This window comes from Lapillicoccus jejuensis, assembly GCF_006715055.1.
GTDB classification, from domain to species: domain Bacteria; phylum Actinomycetota; class Actinomycetes; order Actinomycetales; family Dermatophilaceae; genus Lapillicoccus; species Lapillicoccus jejuensis.
Genome location: NZ_VFMN01000001.1, coordinates 1186602 through 1208661, shown reverse-complemented (window position 1 = coordinate 1208661; position 22060 = coordinate 1186602). Strand labels below are relative to the sequence as shown.

General features: G+C 73.9%; 13 protein-coding genes and 1 tRNA gene. 8 read left to right on the top strand and 6 right to left on the bottom strand.

Going from position 1 to position 22060, the window contains the following annotated elements:
• Nucleotides 1–77 precede the first annotated feature (77 nt).
• Genes FB458_RS05780 through FB458_RS05770 form a run of 3 tightly spaced genes read right to left on the bottom strand, consistent with a single transcriptional unit; the run spans nucleotide 78 to nucleotide 8268 of the window.
• A complete protein-coding gene (locus tag FB458_RS05780; RefSeq protein WP_170185579.1) occupies nucleotides 78–2552 on the bottom strand; it encodes a beta-galactosidase in 2475 nt (824 codons plus the stop codon).
• Complete coding sequence (locus tag FB458_RS05775; RefSeq protein ID WP_141847547.1) at nucleotides 2549–4771, bottom strand: glycoside hydrolase family 3 N-terminal domain-containing protein; 2223 nt, start codon at nucleotides 4769–4771, stop codon at nucleotides 2549–2551. The genes FB458_RS05780 and FB458_RS05775 overlap by 4 nt, the downstream gene beginning before the upstream one ends.
• On the bottom strand, nucleotides 4768–8268 hold the full coding sequence (locus tag FB458_RS05770) for a hypothetical protein (protein WP_141847545.1): 3501 nt from the start codon (nucleotides 8266–8268) through the stop codon (nucleotides 4768–4770). Before FB458_RS05770 ends, FB458_RS05775 begins: the two co-directional genes overlap by 4 nt.
• A 267-nt stretch (nucleotides 8269–8535) precedes the next feature.
• On the opposite strand from FB458_RS05770, the gene FB458_RS05765 reads away from it, so the two are divergent.
• From FB458_RS05765 to FB458_RS05740, 6 genes are all read left to right on the top strand, one after another.
• A complete protein-coding gene (locus tag FB458_RS05765; protein ID WP_141847544.1) occupies nucleotides 8536–10245 on the top strand; it encodes an ABC transporter substrate-binding protein in 1710 nt (569 codons plus the stop codon).
• Nucleotides 10246–10249: 4 nt separating this feature from the next.
• The gene (locus FB458_RS05760) at nucleotides 10250–11239 is read left to right on the top strand and encodes an ABC transporter permease (RefSeq protein WP_141847542.1); all 990 of its coding nucleotides are present in this window, start codon (nucleotides 10250–10252) and stop codon (nucleotides 11237–11239) included.
• Nucleotides 11236–12159 (top strand): ABC transporter permease, encoded by a 924-nt coding sequence (locus FB458_RS05755; protein ID WP_246061085.1) that lies wholly within the window; start codon nucleotides 11236–11238, stop codon nucleotides 12157–12159. Before FB458_RS05760 ends, FB458_RS05755 begins: the two co-directional genes overlap by 4 nt.
• Before the next feature lies 1 nt (nucleotide 12160).
• Nucleotides 12161–14104 carry an ABC transporter ATP-binding protein gene (locus tag FB458_RS05750; protein ID WP_246061084.1) on the top strand — a complete coding sequence of 648 codons (1944 nt, stop codon included), beginning with the start codon at nucleotides 12161–12163 and terminating at the stop codon, nucleotides 14102–14104.
• Nucleotides 14105–14127: 23 nt separating this feature from the next.
• Entirely contained in the window at nucleotides 14128–15072 is a 945-nt protein-coding gene (gene folP, locus FB458_RS05745) for a dihydropteroate synthase (RefSeq protein WP_141847540.1), read from the top strand.
• A gap of 245 nt (nucleotides 15073–15317) precedes the next feature.
• Complete coding sequence (locus FB458_RS05740; RefSeq protein ID WP_141847538.1) at nucleotides 15318–15521, top strand: cold-shock protein; 204 nt, start codon at nucleotides 15318–15320, stop codon at nucleotides 15519–15521.
• An 85-nt stretch (nucleotides 15522–15606) separates the two neighbouring features.
• Here the strand turns inward: FB458_RS05740 and FB458_RS05735 are convergent, their stop codons facing one another.
• On the bottom strand, nucleotides 15607–17151 hold the full coding sequence (locus FB458_RS05735; RefSeq protein WP_141847535.1) for an LCP family protein: 1545 nt from the start codon (nucleotides 17149–17151) through the stop codon (nucleotides 15607–15609).
• Nucleotides 17152–17424: 273 nt separating this feature from the next.
• Between FB458_RS05735 and FB458_RS05730 the strand changes: the two genes are divergently transcribed.
• Nucleotides 17425–17512 (top strand) — tRNA-Ser (locus FB458_RS05730).
• A gap of 103 nt (nucleotides 17513–17615) precedes the next feature.
• Here the strand turns inward: FB458_RS05730 and FB458_RS05725 are convergent.
• Together FB458_RS05725 and FB458_RS05720 are read right to left on the bottom strand one after the other, a co-directional pair.
• Entirely contained in the window at nucleotides 17616–18074 is a 459-nt protein-coding gene (locus tag FB458_RS05725) for a GtrA family protein (RefSeq protein ID WP_141847533.1), read from the bottom strand.
• Nucleotides 18074–20251, bottom strand: coding sequence for an ArnT family glycosyltransferase (locus tag FB458_RS05720; RefSeq protein ID WP_141847531.1), 2178 nt, complete (start codon nucleotides 20249–20251; stop codon nucleotides 18074–18076). Before FB458_RS05720 ends, FB458_RS05725 begins: the two co-directional genes overlap by 1 nt.
• Nucleotides 20252–20428: 177 nt before the next feature.
• On the opposite strand from FB458_RS05720, the gene FB458_RS05715 reads away from it, so the two are divergent.
• Complete coding sequence (locus FB458_RS05715) at nucleotides 20429–22051, top strand: fatty acyl-CoA synthetase (RefSeq protein ID WP_141847529.1); 1623 nt, start codon at nucleotides 20429–20431, stop codon at nucleotides 22049–22051.
• Nucleotides 22052–22060 lie beyond the last annotated feature (9 nt).

Sequence of the window (22060 nt, the reverse complement as noted above, 5' to 3'; positions counted from 1 at the left end):
GTGACGTCGAGGTCCCGGTCGGGCAGCAGTCCGGATCCTGGGGTGACGTCGACGTCCCCTTCCCGCAGCAGTCCGGGTCAGGTGGGGGAGACCTCGACCCGCAGGGGGGCCGGGGGGCCCGACCGGCGGACCACGACGCGGTACGACGACCCGTGCCCCGCCTCGTCGCCGCCGGTGCCGACGTCGTCGGCGCGCTCCACCACCTCGACGTCCGCGTCGGGTGCGACGACCCGGGAGCCGACGGGCACCTGCAGGACGCACCAGATGCCGGGACCACCCCGGCCGTCGCCCAGCCCGGGCGCGAGGGTGAGCGAGGTGTCGTCGTACGCCGTCAGCTCGGCGCTGGAGGCGAGCAGCCGACCCCAGGGGAGGGTGAGCCCGAGGGCGAGCAGGTGACCGGTGCGGGCCGGGACGAGGAGCGGGCCGCCGGCGAGCGGTGAGCCGTCCTCGGTGACGGTGACGTGGGCGTCGTAGCCCTGGGGCGCGAGCAGGTGCAGCAGCCGGTCGTCCGACGGGGTGCGGGTCGTCGTGACGACGACCCCCGGGACGTCGGTGCTCAGCACCAGCCCGGGCGCGGCGCCGAGGTGGGTGGCCAACCGGGCGAACACCTCGGGCCACGACGGCAGCTCGGCGCAGAGCAGCACCGCACGACCCGCGCCGGCGCGGACCTCGAGCCCGCACACGCGACCGTCGGCGTCGCGGAGCACCGGCTCGGCCGCGGCGTCGTCGACCGCCTCGAGCAGCTCGAACCAGCCGGCGCGCACCTCGCTCGTCCGCTCCGCGCCCGCCGGGGCGGCCGCCCCGACCCCGACGACCGAGCCGTAGCGGTGCCGTCGATCCGCGACCACCTCGCCCGCGCGGACGCCGAGCGCGTCGGCGAGCAGGGTGCACGGTCGCCCCTGGAGGTCCAGCGTCGGGACCTTCCCCAGCAGCAGCAGCGCGCCCCCGCCGGTGACGTGCGCGGCCAGCCGGCGCTGGACGTCGGCGTCGAGGACCCGGCCGACGGACAGCGCGACGACCGTCGGCCACGGTGCTTCGCTCGTCAGGTCCACTCCTGAGAAGCGGTATCCGGAGAACAGGAGCGAGCGCCACAGGGCCTTGCGCGGCCCGGGCCCCCGGTGCCGCTCGAGGTCCTCGACGACGGCGGACATCGCCGCCGACCCCGGGTACCGGTACTCGGTCGCGAAGGCGTCGGCCCAGAACCCGACCGCGAGGTCGTCGAGCTCCTCGTCGCCGTCGGCGAGCCATTGCGCGTGCCGCGCCGCGACGTGGGTGACGTCGCGGGTCGACGCGAACGCGATGCCCTGCTGCCCCTCGGGACCGATCGGGGCCGCGGTGCCGTGCCGCTCGCCGGTGTGGCTGATCCGGTCGTTGCCGTCGCCCACCGGCTCGTCGAGGCGCGGGTTCACCCCGCCCGCCAGCAGGTAGTAGTTGATCAGCCGGTTGCCCTGCGCGAGGGCGAGCCGCGCCTTGAGGTCGACGGTCGAGGCGTCGTACAGCCGGTCGGCACCGCCCCCGTAGTCGCCCGTGCCCGCCTCGAACTCGAGCGACGTCAGCGGCTGGTCCGGGCCGTTGACCGCGGCCATCACGGCGGAGACGAAGTGCAGGTCCGTCGTCACGTCGAGGCTGAGGTCGCCGAGGTAGTGGTCCGACCCGGCGAACAGCCCCGGCACGCCGGCCCACGTCTCGACCAGCTGACTCACGCCGATGGCGAACGGGACGCCGTTGCCGCCCTCGGTGCCGTGGACGTTGACGCAGAGCGGCACGTCGATGCCGTGCCCGCGCACCAGGGCGGTCAGCGCCCGCACGTAGCGCGCGAAGCGGCCGCGCACGAACCGGGTGAGGTCGACGCGCAGCGCGGCCGCCCACTCCTCGTCCGGCGACTCGACGACGGAGCGCCAGTCGGCGTCCAGCGGGTAGCGGTCCCCCAGGGCGTCGCCGTACGTCGCCCCGCACCACCGCCGCAGGTCGGCGAGCAGGTCGTCGGTGAGGTCGGGGGAGTTGCTCACCCAGGCGAGCATCCCGATCTCGTTGTCCAGCTGGAGCATCGAGACCGGACCGCCCCGGTCCACCGTCCGCGCCGCGACGACCGGCAGCACCGCGTCGAACCACCGCCGCGTCTCGGCGAGGAACGCCGGCGCGAGGTAGTCGACGGTGTCCGTCGTCGCGGGCACCCCGTCCCAGCCGGTCGGCACGATCTCGGGGTGCTCCCGGTGGAGCCGGTAGGGCAGCCCCTCGTTCTTCAGCTCGGCCATCTGGAACGGCCCGGGTCGCACGAGGACGTCGAACCCGCGCTCGTGGCACAGGTCGAGGAACGCACCCAGGTCGCGCTCCGGACGGGTGGCGCCGGTGACGTCGATGCTCCCGTCGGGCAGCTCGTGCCACAGCCACGGCACGTACGACGCCACGGTCGTGCACCCGACCTCGCGGACGAGGTCGAGCCGCTGACCCCACTGCTCGCGCGGCACCCGGAAGTAGTGGACCTCGCCCGCGAGGACCAGGCGCGGCTCGCCGTCCTCGAGGATCCGGTGGCGGGCGAGCTCGACGGTCACTTCCCGTCCACCAGGGTGAGCCGGACCCGGCTGAAGTAGGCCGCGTTCGGGCCGACCATGACGTCGACCTCGCCGGGGTCGACGCGCCAGCGCAGCTCGCGGTCGTGGTAGCCGAACATCCGCGGCGTCACCTTGAAGACGACCTTGGTCGACTCGCCCGGCTCGAGGTCGACCACCCGCCAGTCGGCGAGCTCGACGAGCGGCCGGGTGACGTCGGCGACGAGGTCGCGCACGTAGAGCTGGACGACCTCGCGACCGGCGCGCACCCCGGTGTTGGTCACCTCGACGGAGACGCTGACCGAGCCGTTCCCCTTGACGGGCAACGTGGTCCGCGAGGCCTCGAGGTCGCCGTACTCCATGTGCGTGTAGGTCAGCCCGTAGCCGAAGGTGAGCTCGGGGAAGACGAGCGAGTTGAGGTAGCGGCCGAGCTGGCGGTCGCGGTCGCGGTCGATCGGCCGCCCCGTGGGGCGCTCGTGCGAGCTGCTCGGGATGTGGCCGACGGTGCGGGGGAACGTCATCGGGAGCCGCCCGCTGGGGGAGACGTCGCCGAAGACGACGTCGGTGAGCGCGTGGCCGGCCTCGGTGCCGGGGTGCCACGCGACGAGGACGGCGTCCGCGAGCTCGAGGACCCGTCCCAGCTCGAGCGGCCGGCCGGTGTGCACGACCACGACGAGCGGCTTGCCGAGCCCGGCCATCTCCTCGAGCACCTCGAGCTGGCCGGCGGGCAGCTCGAGCGTGCTGATGCAGCGGTCCTCGCCGCTGCGGCTGCGGTGCTCGCCGACGACGGCGACGGTCACCTCGGCCTCGCGGACCATCGACATGGCGACGTCGGAGAAGCGTCCGTCGGAGACGACGAGGTCCTCGGCCGCGAGCCGCTCGGCGAAGGCCTGCGCCGGGGTGACGACCTCCTCGCCCCGCCCGTCCAGCACCCAGGTCCCCAGCAGCGCGTCGCCGTCGTGGACGAACGGTCCGGCCAGGTGGATCTTGCCGATGTTGGCGTGCAGCGGCAGCAGCCCGTCGTTCTTCACGAGGACCATCGAGCGGGCGGCGGCCTCGCGGGCCAGGGCCCGCTCCTGCGGTCCGGGGGCGGCGAGCGTCCGCGACGGGTCGGTGTACGGCGACTCGAACAGCCCGAGCCGCAGCTTCATCCGCAGCACCCGGCGCACCGCGTCGTCGACGAGGTCGAGCGGGACCTCGCCGTCCTCGACCAGGTCGGGCAGGTGGTCGAGGTAGGCGCCCGAGCACATGTCGAGGTCGACCCCGGCGAGCAGCGCCTGCCGGGCGGCGTCGCGCAGGTCGGCGGCGACGCCCTGGTTGACCAGCTGGCCGATGCCGTTCCAGTCCGCGACGACGACGCCGTCGAAGCCCCACTCGCCCTTGAGGACGTCGCGCAGCAGGTGCCGGTGCGCGTGCATGGGCACGCCGTCGACGTCGTTGAAGGCGGCCATGACGGCCATCACGCCGGCGTCGACGGCGTCGCGGAACGGTCGCAGGTGCAGGTTGCGCAGGGTGTTCTCGCCGACGGTGACCGTGTCGTAGTCGCGCCCGCCCTGGACGAGCCCGTAGCCGACGTAGTGCTTGGCCGTCGCGCCGAGCGTGGGCCGCCCCCCCTGCTGCTCGCGGGCCCCGTCGCGCCGCTCGCGCGCGGTGCCCTGGAAGCCCTCGACCATGGCGGCGGCGAGCCGGCCGGCGAGGACGGGGGACTCGCCCAGCGACTCCGCGACCCGCCCCCAGCGCGGCTCCTCGGAGATGTCCATCATCGGGGCGAAGGTCCAGGCGACGCCCTCGGTGCTCGCCTCGCGGGCGGCGAGCGCGCTGACCCGGCGCAGCAGGTCGACGTCGAAGGTGGCGGCCAGCCCGAGGGGGATGGGGGCCACGGTGCGGTGCCCGTGGATGACGTCCCGGCCGAAGAGGACGGGGACACCCAGCCGCGACCCCTCGACCGCGAGCCGCTGGCACTCGTCGACGGCCGACGCGAGCACGCCGCCGTCGCGGACGTTGCCCGCCGTCGCCCCGCTCGCGTAGAGGCTCGAGCCGACGCCGCGGCGCAGGAGGTCCGCGTCGCGGCCGGGCTCGAGGTTGTCGACCTGGGTGAGCTGGGCCGCCTTCTCCTCGGTCGTCATCGCGTCGACGAGCAGGTCGACGCGGCGCTCCACGTCGAGGGCGGGGTCGAGCCACGGGCGGTCGGGGGCGGTGGCGGTGCGGCGGGTCGGGGTCACGAGGTCTCCACGTGCAGGTGCGGCAGGTCGTCGGGGTCGGACGGGTCGGCCCGGTCACCGGGCCCGGGTGGGGGAGCGGCGGCGACGGCGGCCGTGAGGACGTCGACGTCGACGGCCACCCCCGGGGTGCGGTGCGGGTTCTCGAGCGCGCGCGTCGCCAGCTCGGCCGGCTCCGCGCGGGCGCCGGGTGAGAACGAGACCCGGGTGACGCCGTACCCCCGTCCGGCCACGGCGTACGAGACCCGCCAGCGGCGACCGAGCAGCGTCACCGTCGCCCGCAGCCCGTCGAGGCCGGGGTCGAGGACCGGGTCGAGCTCGACGACGGAGCCGCGCCGGCGGACGCCGAGCAGGGTCTCGGTGACCAGGCGCATGACGAGGCCCGGCCCGGAGGAGTAGACGCGCCAGCCGCCCTCGAGCGGCACGGTGCCGTCGAGGACGCCGGCGTACCCGCGGTCGGCCTCGGTCCGGTCGGCGAAGGCCGCGTCGGAGGAGGAGAAGTACGTCGTCGCCTGGCGCGGCCGCGCCGACGGCACCCGGTCGGTCACCCCCACGGGGTTGGCCAGCGCGAGCCCCCGCAGCAGACCGGCCCCGTCGCCGACCCGGGCCAGCGCCTCCGCGTGCCGCAGGTGGGCGTGGGTGTACATGATCCCGATCTCGCGGCCGAAGAAGGTGCTGGCCTCGGCCCGCTGGAAGACCTCCATGGGCCCACCACGGTAGGCCACCGGCCGATCGAAGAGCCGGGTGCCGTCGGGGCCGGTGAGGTGCTTCGCCACGAGGGCGAGGTGCCGGCGCGCCTCGCCGGCCGTGAGCACGTCGCCGGTCACGGCGTGGATCATCGGCAGCACGCTGTAGGTCAGCCCGGTGCGGGTGTCGCGCGGGTGCACCAGGTGGCCCTGCAGCCGGCCGTCGTCGTCGAAGACGCCGTAGCCGGCGAGGACCCCGTCGGGCGCGAGGTGCGTGCGCAGGTCGCGGACCCCGGCGTCGGCGACCTCCCGGCAGCGGGCGGCGAGGGCCAGGACCGGCGGGTCGCTCTCGTGACCGCGGTCGAGCAGGGCGGCCTCGAGCGCCAGCAGGGCCTGCGCCTGGAGCACGACGGTCCACGTGGACACGAGGTGGCGGGCCAGGTCGGCGTCGACGGGCTGCAGCGAGTCGTTCCAGTCCCCGTGGCCGTAGCGCGGCAGGTGGGTGCCGGGCACGAAGGTGCCCTCGACGAGGTCGAGCGCGCGCCGGACGTGCTCGAGCACCTCCGCCGGCTCGGTCCAACCGCCGTCGCCGGTGAAGGGGAGCCGCTCGCGCAGCAGCGCGCGCTCCCCGGTCACCTCGAGGACGTCGGCGAGGGCGAGCAGCGGCCAGTAGACGACGTCGCCGTGGCTGTCCCACTGCCCGAAGGACTTGTGCCGCGCGAGGAAGTCGAAGGCCTGCGGCCAGTCGCCACGGGCGTTCTGCGCGGCGAGGACCCGGCGGGCGACGTCGACGAGGGCGTCCGCCTCGCCGAGCCCGGCGAGCAGCCCCACCGGTCCCTGGCACACGTCGCGGGTACCCCACCCGCCGCCGGTGTACTGCTCGAGCCCGCGGGGGGAGAGGTAGTGCACGAGGGCGTCGTGGGCGAACCACGGCAGCACCCGCTGGAGCCGCGTCACCTCCTCGCCCGCCTCGCCGGCGGGCGGGTCGAGGACGAGGGCGGCCGCCCGCCGCGCCCACGCGTCGCCCGTCTGCGGGCCGGCCGGGAGGTCCTGGGCGTGGGTGAGGTCGTCGGCGGCGGCGTCGTCGGCGACCAGGTGCGGTCGCAGGGTGAGGCGCCAGCGGTCGGTGGGCGCGGTGGTGAGGGTGACCCACGGCAGACCGACCGAGCGCCCGTCCTCGAGCAGCGTGCCGTCGTCGCCGACCTCGACCGCCCCCGTCCAGGCCAGCTCGACCCGGCCGCCCGGGTAGCGCGCGGCGGTGTCGCTGCCCGCCGGGGGGCGGACCACGAGACCACCGACACGGTGCTCGACCGGCAGGTCGACGGGCGTCGCGCCGTCGTCGCCGCCCAGGGCGACGTGCAGCGCCGCGCGGACGACGTACGACGCCCCGCCGTGCACCACGACGTCGACCTCGAGCTCGTGCCGGTCGGTGGGTGCGGTCGTGGCGACCTCGACGACGGGCCCCGGCCGGCCGGGCGCCTGCTCCACCGCGTAGAACCAGCGGCAGCGTCCGGGCTCGACGACCCACGCCGACGGGCGGCCGAGCAGCCGCCAGGACGACGGCTCGTCGCCGCGACCGTCCTCCCGCAGCAGGATCCGCAGACCGCTGGCCTGCTGGAGGCCGAGGTGGGTCCGTCGCAGCGACAGCACCGAGCCGAGGGCGACGTGGCCCTGGGTCACCTGGCCCGCGAACCCGCCCGCCAGCCACACCGTGGAGGTGACGCCGCGCTCGTCGGGCACGAGGTGGCTGCCGGTGCGCAGCACGTGGCCGTGCGGGCGCAGGACGGCCGACTCCTTGGCCGCGGTGACCAGGTGGGCGCCGTCCTCGAGGAAGGCCGACCACAGCGCGCCGTCGGGCCCGGTCTCCACCTGCGCCCACCGCTCGCGGGGGACCCCGGTCAGCGTCACCAGCTCGTCGTCGCCCAGGACCCGGCAGGCGAGGTCGTCGGCGAGCGTGAACGCCGAGCGGACGACGGCGCCCCCGACGCCCTCGTCGAGGTCGCCGGGCTCGTCGAGCTCGACGAGCGCCGCGGCCGGGTCGTCGAGGACCACCCGCGCGCGGTCCGCGTCCGCCGGGCCGCTGGCCTGCGCGTGGTCGTCGCGGACGAGGCCGAAGAAGCCCGTGCGGGTGCGGTCCCCGGGGGCGAGCCGCACCGCCTCGCTCTGCAGCCCGACGAGGGTGTGCTCGTGCTGCAGGCGGGTCGACGGCAGGTCGTGGGCCAGCCCGGGCAGGCCGCCCGCGCCGTCGCCGGCGAGCTGGCGCGCGTCGGTCGACCACGCGACGACCCGGCCGAGGCCACCGAGCAGCGCCCACGGCTGCCGCTCCCCGGGCATGTTCTGGCGCACCGCCACCGCGGTGCCGTGCCCCGGGACGGCCACCGGGGTGAGGTCGAGGTACTGGCTGACGTAGGCCTCGCTGGAGCGGACCGCCCCGTGCGGGGCGAGCGCGACGTCGTGGGTGTGGACGACGTCGACCTCGACGGTCTCGTCGCCGACGTTGGTCACCTCGACGTGCCACACCCACCCCGCGACGGCGACGGCCGGGCGCAGGACGGCGCGGAAGGACAGCCCACCGTCCGTGCCCGCGGCCACCGGCCCGTGGGGGCCCGGGACGACCCGGGCGGGGGCGTGCTGCCCGACGAGCGGGACGAGCCGCCGCTCACCCGTCGGGGTGCCGTCGCGTCCCACTCCGCGGACTCGGAGCACGAGACGGACCAGCCCGTCCTCGAGCTCGGAGGCGGGCAGCTGCAGGAGGTCCAGGTCGCCGTACCGCAGGGCGAGAGGTGACCCCGATCGCGTACAGACCAGTTGCACGCCAACGGGATTCGCCCACGTCAGGGTGTCCGCGGAGGGTGCGTACGTCGTCGTCGACCGGCTCACGCCGTCCAGACAACCACACCCCCGCGGACCGGACCAACCCTCCCCAGCTCCTTCAGGGGGACGTCATGCGTCTCGACAAACGAGACCGGACTGGGGTAGGACTGATCCAGGACGGAGCCGTCCGCGAGCGCCCTGGGGCGTCCCGGCTCCGGCATCCGGACCGACGGCACGAGCCGTGCCCCGAACCGCGAAGGAGCGGTGATGACGCGACGACGAGGTCTGCCCCGGCCGGGCAGGGCCCTGCTCTCGGCCGTGCTGGCCACCGGGCTGGCGACCGGGCTGGCCGCCTGCGGCGGGTGGCGCGACACCTCGGTGTCGGGCACCGGCGTGAGCGGCGTGGGGGGCAACGTCATCCCCGTCCTCACCTTCCCGGCCGAGGCGGACAACTCGGTGGGCGGGCTGGCGAACTACAACCCGCTGGCGGCCAAGCCGCTGGTCCAGACGCCGTTCTTCTACGAGCCGCTCATCGTGCGCAACAACCTGTCGTGCACGGAGACCCCGTGGCTCGCGACCAAGGCGACGTGGACCGGCGCGACGACGCTGACCTTCGACATCCGCCCGGGGGTGCGCTGGTCGGACGGGCAGCCGTTCACCGCGCAGGACGTCGCCTTCACCTTCAACCTCGGCAAGCAGTACCAGGCCGCGGACAAGGCCGGCGTCTGGAACGACACCTTCGGCGCCAAGGCGTCCTCGGTCGTCGCGAAGGGCGACCAGGTCGTCCTCACGTTCTCGGGCCCGGCGGTCGGCAAGTACGAGGGGATCATCAAGACGCCGATCCTCCCCGAGCACGTCTACGGCAAGGTCGGCGACCCGACGAAGTACATCGACAAGAGCCCGGTCGGCACCGGCTCCTTCCTCGTCGACTCCTACAACGGGCGCCGGCTCACCCTGAAGCGCAACCCCGACTACTGGCAGGCCGACAAGATCAAGGTCGCCAAGATCGTCCTCGAGGGCACGTACGACGCCCCGTCGGCCGCCCTCAAGCTGCGCGCCGGCCAGCTCGACGCCTACTGGGGCGAGATCCCCAACCCGCAGAAGACCTTCGTCGGCGCCGACCCGCGCACCAACAAGTTCTGGTACGCGCCGAACGGCTCGACCGTCCTGACGACCAACACGCAGAAGAGGCCCTTCTCGGACGAGAGGTTCCGCGAGGCGATCTCCTACGCCATGGACAAGGACGCGATGTCGCTCAAGGCGACGTACGGGATCATGCAGCCCGCCAGCCAGACCGGGCTCAAGCTGCCTTACCAGTCCTCGCTGCTGCCCAGCCGCGACCGGGCCGCCTCCGCCCCGCTCCCGTACGACGTCGCCAAGGCCGGCTCGCTGCTCGACGCCGCCGGCTACCGGAAGGGGAGCGACGGCTACCGGACCGAGCCCGACGGCTCGCCGCTGGCGGTGACCTTCACGGTCCAGGCCGGGTTCATCGACTACCAGGCGATGGCCGACGTCGTCGCCGCGGGTCTGAACAGGATCGGCGTCCGGACCCAGGTCACCGCGACCGCCCCGGACTCGGTCGACCAGGCCAAGAAGACGGGCGACTTCCAGATGATGTTCGAGTTCCTCTACGGCGGCTGCGACGTCGCCCGCGGCCTCGGCGCCAAGCTGGTCAGCAGCCAGATCCCCACCAAGACCGACATCTTCCCCAACGTGCAGCGGTGGGACGACCCGGCCACGGACGCGGTCGTCGCCGACCTCGACAAGACCGCCGCCCGGTCGCAGCAGACCACCCTCGCCGGCCGGCTCGTCGACACGATGCTCACGCAGTACCCGGTGACTCCGCTCATCTACGCGCCCTCGCGGATCCTCTACCGCACCGACAAGGCGCAGGGCTGGCCCAGCGAGCAGAACCCGTACGCCAACCCGTCGGACGACAAGCTGCTCATCCTCACCCACCTCACCCCGGCCCGGTGACGCGATGAGGTACTACGTCCGCAAGATCGGCTTCTTCCTGCTCACCCTGTGGGCGGTCGTCACGCTCAACTTCCTCATCCCGCGGCTGCAGCCCGGCGACCCGGCGACCAAGCTCGTCCAGCGGCTCGCCGGCCGCGACGCGGCACTGGACCCGGCCCAGGTCAAGGCGATCCGCGCGATGCTCGGTGCCCCGGACGGCTCGCTGTGGAGCCAGTACGTCGGCTACCTCGGCCAGCTCCTGCACGGCGACCTGGGCCTGTCCTACACCTACTACCCCTACTCGGTGACGGCCGTCATCGGCCAGGGCATCTGGTGGACGCTGGTCCTCGTCACGGCCACGCAGGTGCTGTCCTTCCTCGTCGGCGTCACGCTCGGGGCGTTCGCGGCGTGGCGGCGCAACAGCCGCTTCGACACCGTCGTCACCCTCGGCTCGACCTTCCTCGGCACGCTCCAGCCGTTCTGGATCGCGCTGCTGCTGCTCTACGTGCTCGGCTACGCGACGGGCATCTTCCCCACGTCCGGCGGGTACGCCGGCGCGACCCCGGGCTGGAACTGGCTCTTCCTCAAGGAGTCGTTCGAGCACACCGTGCTGCCGGCCGTCGCGCTGCTCATCGTCACCCCGATCGGGTGGGTGCTCGGCATGCGCAACACGATGGTGATGAACCTCGGCGAGGACTACATCCGCCTCGCCCGCGCCAAGGGCCTGCCCGACCGGGTGGTCGCCCTGCGCTACGCGGCGCGGAACGCGTTGCTCCCGAGCGTGACCGGGTTCGCGCTCGCCCTCGGCGGTGTGCTCGGCGGGGCGATCCTCGTCGAGACCGCCTTCGACTACCCCGGCCTCGGTCGCCTCATGGGCGAGGCCGTGCAGAACAAGGACTACCCCTTGCTGCAGGCGCTGCTGCTGCTCACCACCACCGGCGTCCTGCTCGCCAACCTCGTCGCGGACCTCCTGTACGGCGTCCTCGACCCGCGCGCCAGGAGGGCCCAGGCATGAGCGCCGTCACCACCACCGGGGCGATGTCGGACGGCACCCCCGTGCCCACCACGCAGGACGTCCCCGAGGTCGCCCGCCCCGAGCGCTGGTACGAGGTCGTCTGGTCCAGCCGCAAGGCGCGCGTCGGCATCGTCGTCCTCGCGGTCTACGTCCTCGTCGCGGTCCTCGCGCCGCTCATCGCGCCGCACGACCCGAACGACTCGACCTTCGCGCCGCTGGCGGACCCCAGTGCCACCAACTGGTTCGGCACGACGACGACGGGTCAGGACATCTTCTCCCAGCTCGTCTACGGCACCCGGACCTCGTTGCTGGTCGGCCTGTTCGGCGGGCTGCTGGCCACCGTCATCGCGCTCGTCATCGGGATGGTGTCCGGCTACGCCGAGGGGACGTGGGTCGACGACGCGCTGTCCTTCGTCACCAACGTCGCGCTCGTCGTGCCGGCCCTGCCGCTCATCATCACCCTCGTCGCCTACTCCGACGTGCGCGGCATCGGCCTCATCGTCGGCGTCATCGCCATCACCTCGTGGGCCGGTGCGGCACGCGCCAAGCGGGCGCAGATCATCACCCTGCGCAACCGCGACTTCGTCACCGCGGCCAAGTTCTCCGGGGAAGGCACCTGGCGGATCGTCTTCAGCGAGATCATGCCCAACATGACGTCGCTGGTCGCGGCGAGCTTCGTCGCCTCGGCCACCGGGGCCATCGGGGCGGAGGCCGGGCTGGCGGTGCTCGGCCTCGGCAACTCCGACGCCGTGTCGTGGGGCACGATGCTCTACCAGTCCAACGCCCAGGGGGCGATCGCCCAGGGCCTGCTGCTGTGGGTCTTCGCGCCGGGACTCGCGCTGGCCGTGCTCATCACCGCCATGACCTTCGTCAACTTCGGGGTCGACCTGCTGAGCAACCCGCACCTGAGGGAGGACTGACGTGACCGACGTGCTCACCGACCGATCGACCCTGCTCGAGGTGCAGGAGCTCCACGTCCGCTACGAGCCGCGACGCGGCCACGCCGTCGACGCCGTCCGCGACGTCTCCTTCTCGCTGCGCGAGGGTGAGTTCGTCGGCGTCATCGGCGAGTCCGGCTCCGGCAAGACGACGCTCGGCACCGCGCTGCTGCGGCTGCTCGAGCGGCCGGGCCGGATCAGCGGCGGCCGGATCGTCTTCGACGGCCGCGACATCACCGACCTCGACGAGGACGCGCTGCGCCCGCTGCGCTGGAAGGACATCTCCACCGTCTTCCAGAGCAGCATGAACGCGCTCAACCCCGTCGCCCGCGTCGAGGACCAGTTCCGTGACGTCATCGAGCTGCACAGCGACCGGCGCGGTGAGGCGGTCACCGCCCGCGTGCGCGAGCTCTTCGAGATGGTGCGCATCGACCCGCGCTTCATGTCGGCCTACCCGCACGAGCTGTCCGGCGGGATGAAGCAGCGCGTCAACCTCGCGCTGGCCCTCGCCGACGAGCCGCGGCTGGTCCTGCTCGACGAGCCGACGACCGGGCTCGACGTCGTCGTCCAGCACGAGATCCTCGCCGCGGTCCGGCGGCTGCAGGCCGAGCAGGGCTTCGCCGTCCTGTTCATCAGCCACGACATCGGCACCGTCCTCGACCTCAGCGACCGCATCCTCGTCATGTACGGCGGCAGCGTCGTCGAGGAGCAGACGGCCGCCGACCTCCTGCGCGACCCGCTGCACCCTTACACCAAGGGCCTGCTCGGCTCGTACGGCGACCCGCGCGCCGAGACCGTGCGGATCACCTACGTCCCCGGGCGCCCGCCGGACCTCAGCCGGCCGGTGGTCGGCTGCGCGTTCGCGCCGCGCTGCCCCGAGCGGATCGCCCGGTGCACGAGCGTCGAGCCGACGCTGGAGGATCTCGACGGCGGCCGGGTCGCCTGCCACGTGGCCGTCCTGCAGCGACGGGGTGGGGAGGGCGCCGACGAGGCGGGCGAGCGGGTCCGTGGCTTCGCCGGCCCGCAGTTCGTCAAGACGGCCGAGAGCGTGGAGCGGGTGGAGGCCCGGCCGCCGCTCGTCACGGTCGAGGACGTCACCAAGGTCTTCGAGCGGCGGCGCGGCTTCCGGGTCGACCGGACCACGGCGGTGCAGGAGGCGAGCTTCGTCCTGCGCCGCGGTGAGGTCACCGCGCTCGTCGGCCAGTCCGGCAGCGGCAAGACGACACTCGGCCGGATGATCACCGGCGTCGAGCGCCCGACCTCCGGGCGGGTCGTGTTCCACGGCGCGGGGACCGGCGGCGCCGGCACCGGGGGCGATCGTGAGGTGACGTCGTACCGCGGCCGCGCGCTGCGCGACTACCGCTCGCACGTCCAGCTCGTCTTCCAGGACCCCTACTCGTCGCTCAACCCGGCGAAGACGTTGCGGCACGCGCTCGCCCGGCCGCTGCACAACTACCGCGGGCTGCGCGGCTCCGAGCTCGACCGCGCCGTCGACGCACTGCTCGAGCGGGTGGCGCTGACCCCGTCGGACCGGTTCGCCAACCGGTACCCCTACGAGCTGTCGGGGGGCCAGCGGCAGCGGGTCGTCATCGCTCGCGCCCTCGCGGTGCAGCCCGAGCTCATCGTCGCCGACGAGCCGGTCAGCAGCCTCGACGTGTCGATCCGCGCCGAGGTGCTCGAGCTGCTCGCGTCGCTCGTGCGTGAGTCGGAGGTGGGGATCCTCTACATCACCCACGACCTGCTCAGCGCGCGGATGATCGCGGACGAGGTCGTCGTGCTCCACGAGGGCCGGGTGGTCGAGCAGGGTCGCGCCCTCGACGTCATCCGGCACCCGCGTGACGACTACACCCAGCGCCTGCTCGACGCGGTCCCCCACCCGGTCGCACCCGGGGTGGACGGGCGGGAGGAGCAGCCCGGCGAAGGGTGACGGCGTCTGCCTACAGTGACGCCATGGCTGAGCTCGTCCCGCCGTCGCTCCCGCGGCCGGCGCCCCTCGTGCTGCGCGGACGCGAGTTCGACGCGGCCCGTCCCGCGGTCATGGCGATCGTCAACCGCACCACGGACTCCTTCTTCGCCGGCAACCGGCACGCCGACGACGACTCGGCGCGGCGGGCCGTCGACGAGGCCGTCGCGCAGGGCGCGGACCTCGTCGACGTCGGCGGGGTGCGGGCCGGACAGGAGGGCGAGCGGGTCTCGCCCGACGAGGAGATCGCGCGGGTCGTCCCGTTCCTCGCGTGGGTCCGCGACGCCCACCCGCACCTCGCGCTGAGCCTCGACACCTGGCGGGCCGAGGTCGCCGCGGCGGCGGCCGAGGTCGGGCTCGACCTCGTCAACGACACCTGGGCCGGGCACGACCCGCAGCTGGTCCACGTGGCCGCCCGCACCGGCGCCGGCTACGTCGTCTCGCACACCGGTGGTCTCCCGCCGCGCACCGACCCGGTCGACACGACGTACGGGCCCGACCCGCTCGCCGTCGTGCGCGACGTCGTGGCGACCCTCGCCGACGGCGCGGCCCGGGCCGTCGCGGCGGGGGTCGCGCCGGAGCGGGTGCTCGTCGACCCCACCCTCGACTTCGGGAAGACGACCGCGCACTCGCTGCGGGTCCTGCGGCACACCGCGGACGTCGTCGCGCTGGGTTACCCCGTGCTGCAGGCGATCTCGCGCAAGGACTTCGTCGGCGAGACCCTCGACCTGCCCGCCGACGAGCGGCTCGAGGGCAGCCTCGCCGCCACCGCCGTCGCCGCCTGGCTCGGCGCGACGGTCTTCCGCACCCACGACGTCCGGGCCACGCGGCGGGCCCTCGACCTCGTCGCGAGCGTGCGCGGAGACCGTTCCCCGGCCCGCGCCGAACGGGGCCTCGGACCGTCCTCGACCCCGGCCGACGGGGCCCGGTGACCACCCTCCGGACGGTGGGTGAAACCTGCGTCGTCAACCGGTTCCGGCCGCACCCTGCGTGCTAGCGTGTGCGCCGGTTGCAGTTGCAGTACCCGCACGTGAGACAGGGAAGTCGGCCCGCTGCGAAGGTTGTGGCGGGCTTTTCGTTACTTGCTGGTGGGGGGCTGGCCCGGTTGGGGTGAGACCGCAGCCGGGGGCGTGTGCTGTGCACGTCCTCTCGGCCAGAGAGAAGGAAACAAGACCCCATGGCACAGGGCAAGGTGAAGTGGTTCAACGCCGAGAAGGGCTACGGCTTCATTGCGCAGGACGGGGGCGGCCCCGACGTCTTCGTGCACTACTCGGCCATCCAGTCCAACGGCTACCGCTCCCTCGAGGAGAACCAGGCCGTCGAGTTCGAGGTCACCCAGGGCCCCAAGGGCCCGCAGGCGGACGCCGTCCGTCCGCTCTGACCGAGCGTCCCACCGCAGCCCCGGCTGCGTGACCGGCCCCCCGCACCGACGACGGTGCGGGGGGCCGTTCCGTGTGCAGCCCGGGTCAGCAGGCCTGCTTGAGGTCGACGGCGGCCGAGGTGTCGGGGGCTCGGGTCGTCGGGGGCGCGGTCGGGGTGGAGGGCGTCGTCGTCGACGGCGACGGCGTCGACGGGGTGGACGGCCCCGTCGGGGTGGCGGGGGCCTTCGGCGGCACGAGCGCCGCCGCCACCTCCGCCTTCATCTTGGTGAAGTTCGGCCTGGCGACGTTGACGACGTCGTACGTGAAGACGAGCGAGCGGATGCCGCCCTTCTGGATCCGCTCGACGAGATCGACCCACGCGGGCAGGTCACCGACGGCGACGTCGGTCTCGACGTTGTTCTGCGCCACCTTGGCCAGCTGCGGGTAGCGGGTGAGCATCGTGCCGGGGTCGACCTGGTCGACGATGGCGCCGATGAGGCAGCGCTGACGGCGCATCCGGGAGTAGTCGTCGGACAGCAGCCGCGAGCGGGCGAACCACAGCGCCTGCTTGCCGTTCAGCTTCTGGTAGCCCGGCTCGATGTAGCCCTCGATGCCGGCGACGCCGCCGTTGCTGAGGTGGTAGCCGTTGATCGGGAGCTTCTCGGTGTTGTTGACGTAGACCCCGCCCATCGCGTCGACGAGCTGCTCGAAGCCGTCGAGGTCGATGATCGTCGTGTCGTCGATCTTCAGCCCGGTGATCTCGGTGAGCACGCCCTGCAGGGTGGTCAGGCCGGGGTTGCGGTCGCCGGCGAACTCGTCCTTGTGACCGAGCGCCTCCTCCCACACGGCGTTGATGAGGCACTCGTTGCCGACGCCGCGCTGCGGGCAGTAGTAGCCGTCGGGGAAGTAGCGGTGCAGCGGGTTGTCGGCCGGGAACGGCACCCGCTCGAGGTTGCGGGGGATCGAGACGAGGACCGTGGACCCGGTCTTCGTGTCGATGCTCGCGATGACCATCGAGTCGGTCCGCAGCCCGCTGCGGTCGGTGCCCGCGTCCGAGCCGATGAGCAGCATGTTGACCCGGGGGACGGACGCCCAGGGGTCCTCCTTCTGCGCCGCCGGCTTGGCGGTGGAGGCGACCTTCGGCTGCAGCGAGCTCGTCCCGGCCACCGCCTGCACCGTGTCGCGGGTGATGCCGACGTAGCGCACCGACTGGGCGACGGGCAGCGCGACGAGCAGGGCGCACAGCAGGGTGGCCAGCCGCAGACCCCAGCGGGCGGCCGGGTCGGCGTCGGCCGGCCGGGTGGCCCGGTGCGTGAGCACGATCGAGCCGACCCAGAGCAGACCGCCGACGACGAGGGCGGCGGCCAGGACGAGGAGCAGGGTCGGGTCGACGACGACGCGCAGCACGCTGCTCACCAGGGCGCGGGGGCCCCTGGTCGCGACGAGGACGCCGAGGACGGCGAGCGCGGCGAGGAGCAGACCGAGCAGGGTCCACCCGAGCGCGCGGTACCGGGTGGGCAGCAGCCCGGCGCCCGGCACGAGGGCGAGGACGGTGAGCCCCAGGCTGCGGCGGCTGCGGCGGCGGCGGTCCTGCAGCCGACGGGTGCGCGCGCCGACGGTGTCGTCGCGGTGCTCGGGGGTCACCTGCACGTCGGTCCTTCGCGGTCGGCCGGCCTGGGCGGCGGGTTCGGGGGCTGTCCGGGGGTCCCCGTCGCGTCGGGCCCGTGCCGAAACGTGACGAGGATACCCGGGGGTCCTGTGTCTCCTCCCCTTCGACGCCGCAGGCGCCCGGATGGTTGGCCGGTCCTGCGTCGGGCTCTCGTCAGGGGCGCTTTGGTCATCGTTCCCCCCCGCCGCTACGCTGTGCTGGCCCCACGCCGGTCGGCCGTCCTCCCGCAGGACGTCCCGCCGCGCTCGGGGCGGGGAGGCGTCGCATAGTGGCCTAGTGCGCCCGCCTGCTAAGCGGGTTGGGGTCAACAACCCCTCGCGGGTTCAAATCCCGCCGCCTCCGCCGAGCCGCACGAGGAGGGCCCCGCGACCACCCGGTCGCGGGGCCCTTCCCGTGCTCGTCGACCGGCTCGTCGGCCGGCTCTTCGGTCGGCTCACCGGAGCCCTCAGGGGGCGGGCTTGAAGATCCAGCGCTGCATGGCGACGTACCGGACGACGGTGGCGACGACGTTGCCGAGCGCGACGACGGCGACCACCGCGATCGTCGCCGGCCGGTCCACGAGGACGTCGAGGAGCTTGAGCGCCCCGCTCGTCAGGCCCCAGGTGAGCAGGAAGACGAGCAGCCCCTGCACCTGGTGGCGGCCCATCCCCTCGCGGCCGCGGACCTCGAAGGTCCACCACCGGTTGGCGGCGGTGTTGAAGAGCGTGGAGACGACGAGGGCGACGAGGTTGGCCACCTGGTCGCCGAGGGGGCGGTGCAGCAGGGCGAGGAGCCCGAGGTTGAGCACGGTGCTCGCGACGCCGATCGTCGCGAACCGGCCCAGCTTGACCCAGCGCGCACGGGACCGCCCCTCCCCGGCCGGAGCCGGGGAGGGGACGGGTCGGGTCGCCTCGGCGGGCGCCATCAGGTGGTCGAGGTCGAGGCGCTGCTCGACGTGCCGCCCGAGGCCGCCTGGGTGAGGTCGTAGAACGTCATGCCGTCAATGGTGACGGCTCGGAAGTTGTCCTGCACCCACGTGCTGATCTGCGAGGCCGTGTCGCTGCCGCCGTTCTGGCCGCCGAACCCGCCGCCGGCGAGGAAGTAGTGGATCCTCCCCGCGCTGACGTCGGCCTGGAACTGCGCCAGGGTCGGGCTCGGGTCGCTGCCGTTGAACCCGCCGATGGCCATGACCGGCAGCTGCGTGCCGAGCTGGAGGCCGGCCGCGTTCTGCGAGCCGATGGCGGCCGCGACCCAGGTGTACTGCGACGCGTCCTGGCTGAGGGCGGCGACGACGGCGGTGCTCGGGGTGGTCGCGTCGAGCAGGCCACCCATCCCGCCACCCCTCGTGCCCCGGGTGCCGGTGCCGCCCTGGGTGCCGGTGCCGCCCTGGGTGCCGAAACCGGGCGGGGTGCCCTGGGGCGCCGTACCGGTGCCGCCCTGGGTGCCGCCCTGGGTGCCGCCCTGGGTGCCGGGGGCGCCGCCGGGGAAGCCACCCCGGGCGCCGCCACCACCGAAGCCCCCGCCGGGACCGCCGCGGCCGCCCGAGACGGTCGGGCCGGCGTCGACGATGGAGCCGCTGTGGCCGACCGACACGGTCTGGGCCGCGTAGGCGGCCGGGCCGAGCAGCCCGGCGAGCAGCCCCGCCGCGACGACCACCGGGACGGCGCGCCGGGCGATGCGGGAGAGCAGGAGGACGCCGACGGCCGCGGCCAGCCCGAGGGCGAGCACGACGACCCGCAGCCAGGAGTTCCACTCGACCGAGCGCGACAGCAGGACGAAGGACCAGACGCTCGTCACCGCCGCGACGACCGCGAGGGTGAGCCGGCCGAGCAGCTGCTCGCGGTGCTCCCAGGCCTCCGCGAGCCCCATGCCGACGAGCGCGGCGATGCCCGGGGCGAGGGCGACGGTGTAGTACGCGTGGAAGATCCCGGCCATCAGCGAGAAGGTCAGCGCGGTCACGAGGACCCAGCCGCCCCAGACGACGTACGCCGCCCGGCGGGCGTCGGTGCGCGGACGGCGCCCTCGCCACCACAGGCCGGCGACGAGCAGCAGCAGCGCCGCGGGGAGCAGCCAGGAGATCTGGCCGCCGATCTCGGAGTCGAACAGCCGCCCGAGGCCGGTCTCGCCCCACATCCCGGTGCCGGTGCCACCGCCCCCGCCGCCGACCGAGCCGGTCTCGTCACCGGTGATCCGGCCGAAGCCGTTGTAGCCGAAGGTCAGCTCGAGGAAGGAGTTCGTCTGCGAGCCGCCGATGTAGGGCCGCATGCTCGCCGGCACCAGCTCGACGATCGCGACCCACCAGCCCGCGGAGAGCAGGAACGCGAGGCCACCGGCGACCGCGCCGCCGAGCCGCTGGCGCAGCGTGCCCTTCGCGGCGAGGAGGTACGCCGCCCCGAAGCCGGGGACGACGAGGAAGGCCTGGAGGGTCTTGGTGAGGAAGGCGAAGCCGAGGAACACCCCCGCGAGGACGAACCAGCGCCACGAGCTGCGGTGCCGGGTCGCCTCGACGGCGCGCAGGGTCGCCCAGCCCGCGAGGACCATGAGCAGCGTCAGCAGCGCGTCGGGGTTGTTGAAGCGGAACATCAGCACCGCGACGGGCGTCAGCGCGAGGGTGACCCCCGCGAGGAGGCCGGCGACCGCGCCGAAGGAGCGCCGGACGGCGGCGTACAGGACGCCGACGCTCGCGACGCCCATGAGCACCTGCGGCAGGAGGATGGCGAACGAGCTGAGCCCGAGGACCCGGACCGACAGGGCCATGACCCACAGCGAGGCCGGGGGCTTGTCGACGGTGATCGAGTTGCCGGCGTCGGAGGAGCCGTAGAAGAACGCCTCCCAGCTGGTCGACCCGGCCTGGACGGCGGCGGAGTAGAAGGAGTTCGCCCAGCCGCTGGCGGTGAGGTTCCACAGGTAGAACCCGGCGGTGAGGACGAGGAGGCCGAGCAGGGCGGGTCGGGCCCAGCTCGGGTCGGTGTCGGCCCCGCGCCACAGGCGCTGGCCGAGGCCCGGCGTGGCGCCGGCCGGGGACGGTCGCGTCGCGCGGGGGGTCTCGCTCGAGCCGAGCGGGGCCTCCTCCGCGGTGCGGTGCAGGGTGATCGAATCCATGACGACCACGGTCCGGTCGGGGACTGTGCGGTCGCTGTGGCACGCCGCTGACCCGGTGATGACTCGGGGTCCACCCTGAGCGACCCCCGAGTGCCCCACGGCGTCGTACGGTGTCGCCAGCACCCAGCACCCAGCACCCAGCACCCAGCACCCAGCACCCGCCCTACGGAGGTCGACGTGGACACCGTGACCAGCCCCCTCGTCCGGGCCGCCCGCTCCCACGCGCTCGGCGACCTGCCCCGCCGCACGGCGGCGCGGTGGCCGGACAAGGTCGCGGTCGTCGACGGCCCGACGTCGCTGACCTTCCGCGACCTGGAGGACCTCGTGGATCGGACGGCGGCGGCGATCGCCGACGCGGGTCTGGCGCCCGGGGACCGGCTCGCGCTGCTGGCGCACAACTGCTGGGAGTACGTCGTCCTCGACTTCGCGACGGCCCGGGCCGGGGTGGTCCTCGTCCCGGTCAACTTCATGCTCGGCCCGGACGAGATCGCCTTCATCCTCGACCGCAGCGAGGCGGTGGCCTTCGTCGTCGAGGACTCCCTCGTGCCGGTGGCGGACGCGGCGCTCGCGGCGGCGGGCACGGGGTCGGGCACGGGGTCGGGCACGGGATCGGGCACGGGGTCGGTGCGTCACCGGGTCGCCGTACGGCGGGGTGCCGGTCGCGACGGGTGGGTGGACCTGGGGGACTGGCTCGGCCACGCGCCCGGCGCCCCCGAGGTGCTCGTGGGCGACGACGACCCGGTGCGGATGATGTTCACCTCCGGCACCGAGTCGCGTCCGAAGGGGGCGCTGCTGTCGAGCCGGGCGCTGATGTGGCAGTACGCGTCGTGCGCGCTCGACGGCGGGATGAGCGTGGACGACGTCGAGCTGCACACGCTGCCGATGTACCACTGCGCCCAGCTCGACTGCTTCCTGGGCACCGACGTCTGGCTGGGCGCGACGAGCATCGTCCTGCCGTCGCCCGACCCGGGCGGGGTGCTGCGGGCGATCGCCGAGCACCGGGTGACCAAGTTCTTCGCGCCGCCGACGGTGTGGATCGGCCTGCTGCGCCATCCCGACTTCGACTCGACCGATCTGTCGTCGCTGCGCAAGGGCTACTACGGGGCCGCGGCGATGCCGGTGGAGGTGCTGCGCGAGATCCAGCGGCGGCTGCCGCAGGTGCGGCTGTGGAACTTCTACGGCCAGACCGAGATGGCGCCGCTCGCGACGATCCTGCCGCCGGACGAGCAGCTCGAGTTCGCCGGGTCGGCGGGCCGGGCGGCGCTCAACGTCGAGACCCGGATCGTCGACGACGAGGACCGGCCGGTGCCGTCGGGCACGGTCGGCGAGATCGTCCACCGTTCGCCGCACGCGACGCTCGGCTACTTCCGTGACGAGGAACGGACGGCGGAGGCGTTCCGCGGCGGGTGGTTCCACTCCGGGGACCTCGGCTACGTCGACGACGCCGGGCGGCTCTACGTCGTCGACCGCAAGAAGGACATGATCAAGACCGGCGGGGAGAACGTCGCCAGCCGCGAGGTCGAGGAGGCGATCTACACGATGCCCGGTGTCGCCGAGGTCGCCGTCTTCGCGGTGAGCCACCCGCGGTGGATCGAGGCGGTCACGGCGGTGGTCGTGCCGAAGGAGGGGATGACGCTGACGGCCGAGGCCGTCGTCGCGCACGCCCGGTCGGTGCTCGCGGGCTACAAGACGCCGAAGTACGTCGTGATCGCGGGCGCCCTGCCGAAGAACCCCAGCGGCAAGATCCTCAAGCGGCAGCTGCGCGACGAGCACGCCGCGATCGCGGCCGGCGACGGCTGAGTCCCGGCA

Excerpts from the sequence above, each read along its gene's own strand:
- FB458_RS05720 (WP_141847531.1), bottom strand. The coding sequence starts at position 20,251 with ATGGATTCGATCACCCTGCACCGCACCGCGGAGGAGGCCCCGCTCGGC.
- FB458_RS05725 (WP_141847533.1), bottom strand. The coding sequence starts at position 18,074 with ATGGCGCCCGCCGAGGCGACCCGACCCGTCCCCTCCCCGGCTCCGGCC.
- FB458_RS05760 (WP_141847542.1), top strand. The coding sequence starts at position 10,250 with ATGAGGTACTACGTCCGCAAGATCGGCTTCTTCCTGCTCACCCTGTGG.
- FB458_RS05765 (WP_141847544.1), top strand. The coding sequence starts at position 8,536 with ATGACGCGACGACGAGGTCTGCCCCGGCCGGGCAGGGCCCTGCTCTCG.
- folP (WP_141847540.1), top strand. The coding sequence starts at position 14,128 with ATGGCTGAGCTCGTCCCGCCGTCGCTCCCGCGGCCGGCGCCCCTCGTG.
- FB458_RS05740 (WP_141847538.1), top strand. The coding sequence starts at position 15,318 with ATGGCACAGGGCAAGGTGAAGTGGTTCAACGCCGAGAAGGGCTACGGC.
- FB458_RS05755 (WP_246061085.1), top strand. The coding sequence starts at position 11,236 with ATGAGCGCCGTCACCACCACCGGGGCGATGTCGGACGGCACCCCCGTG.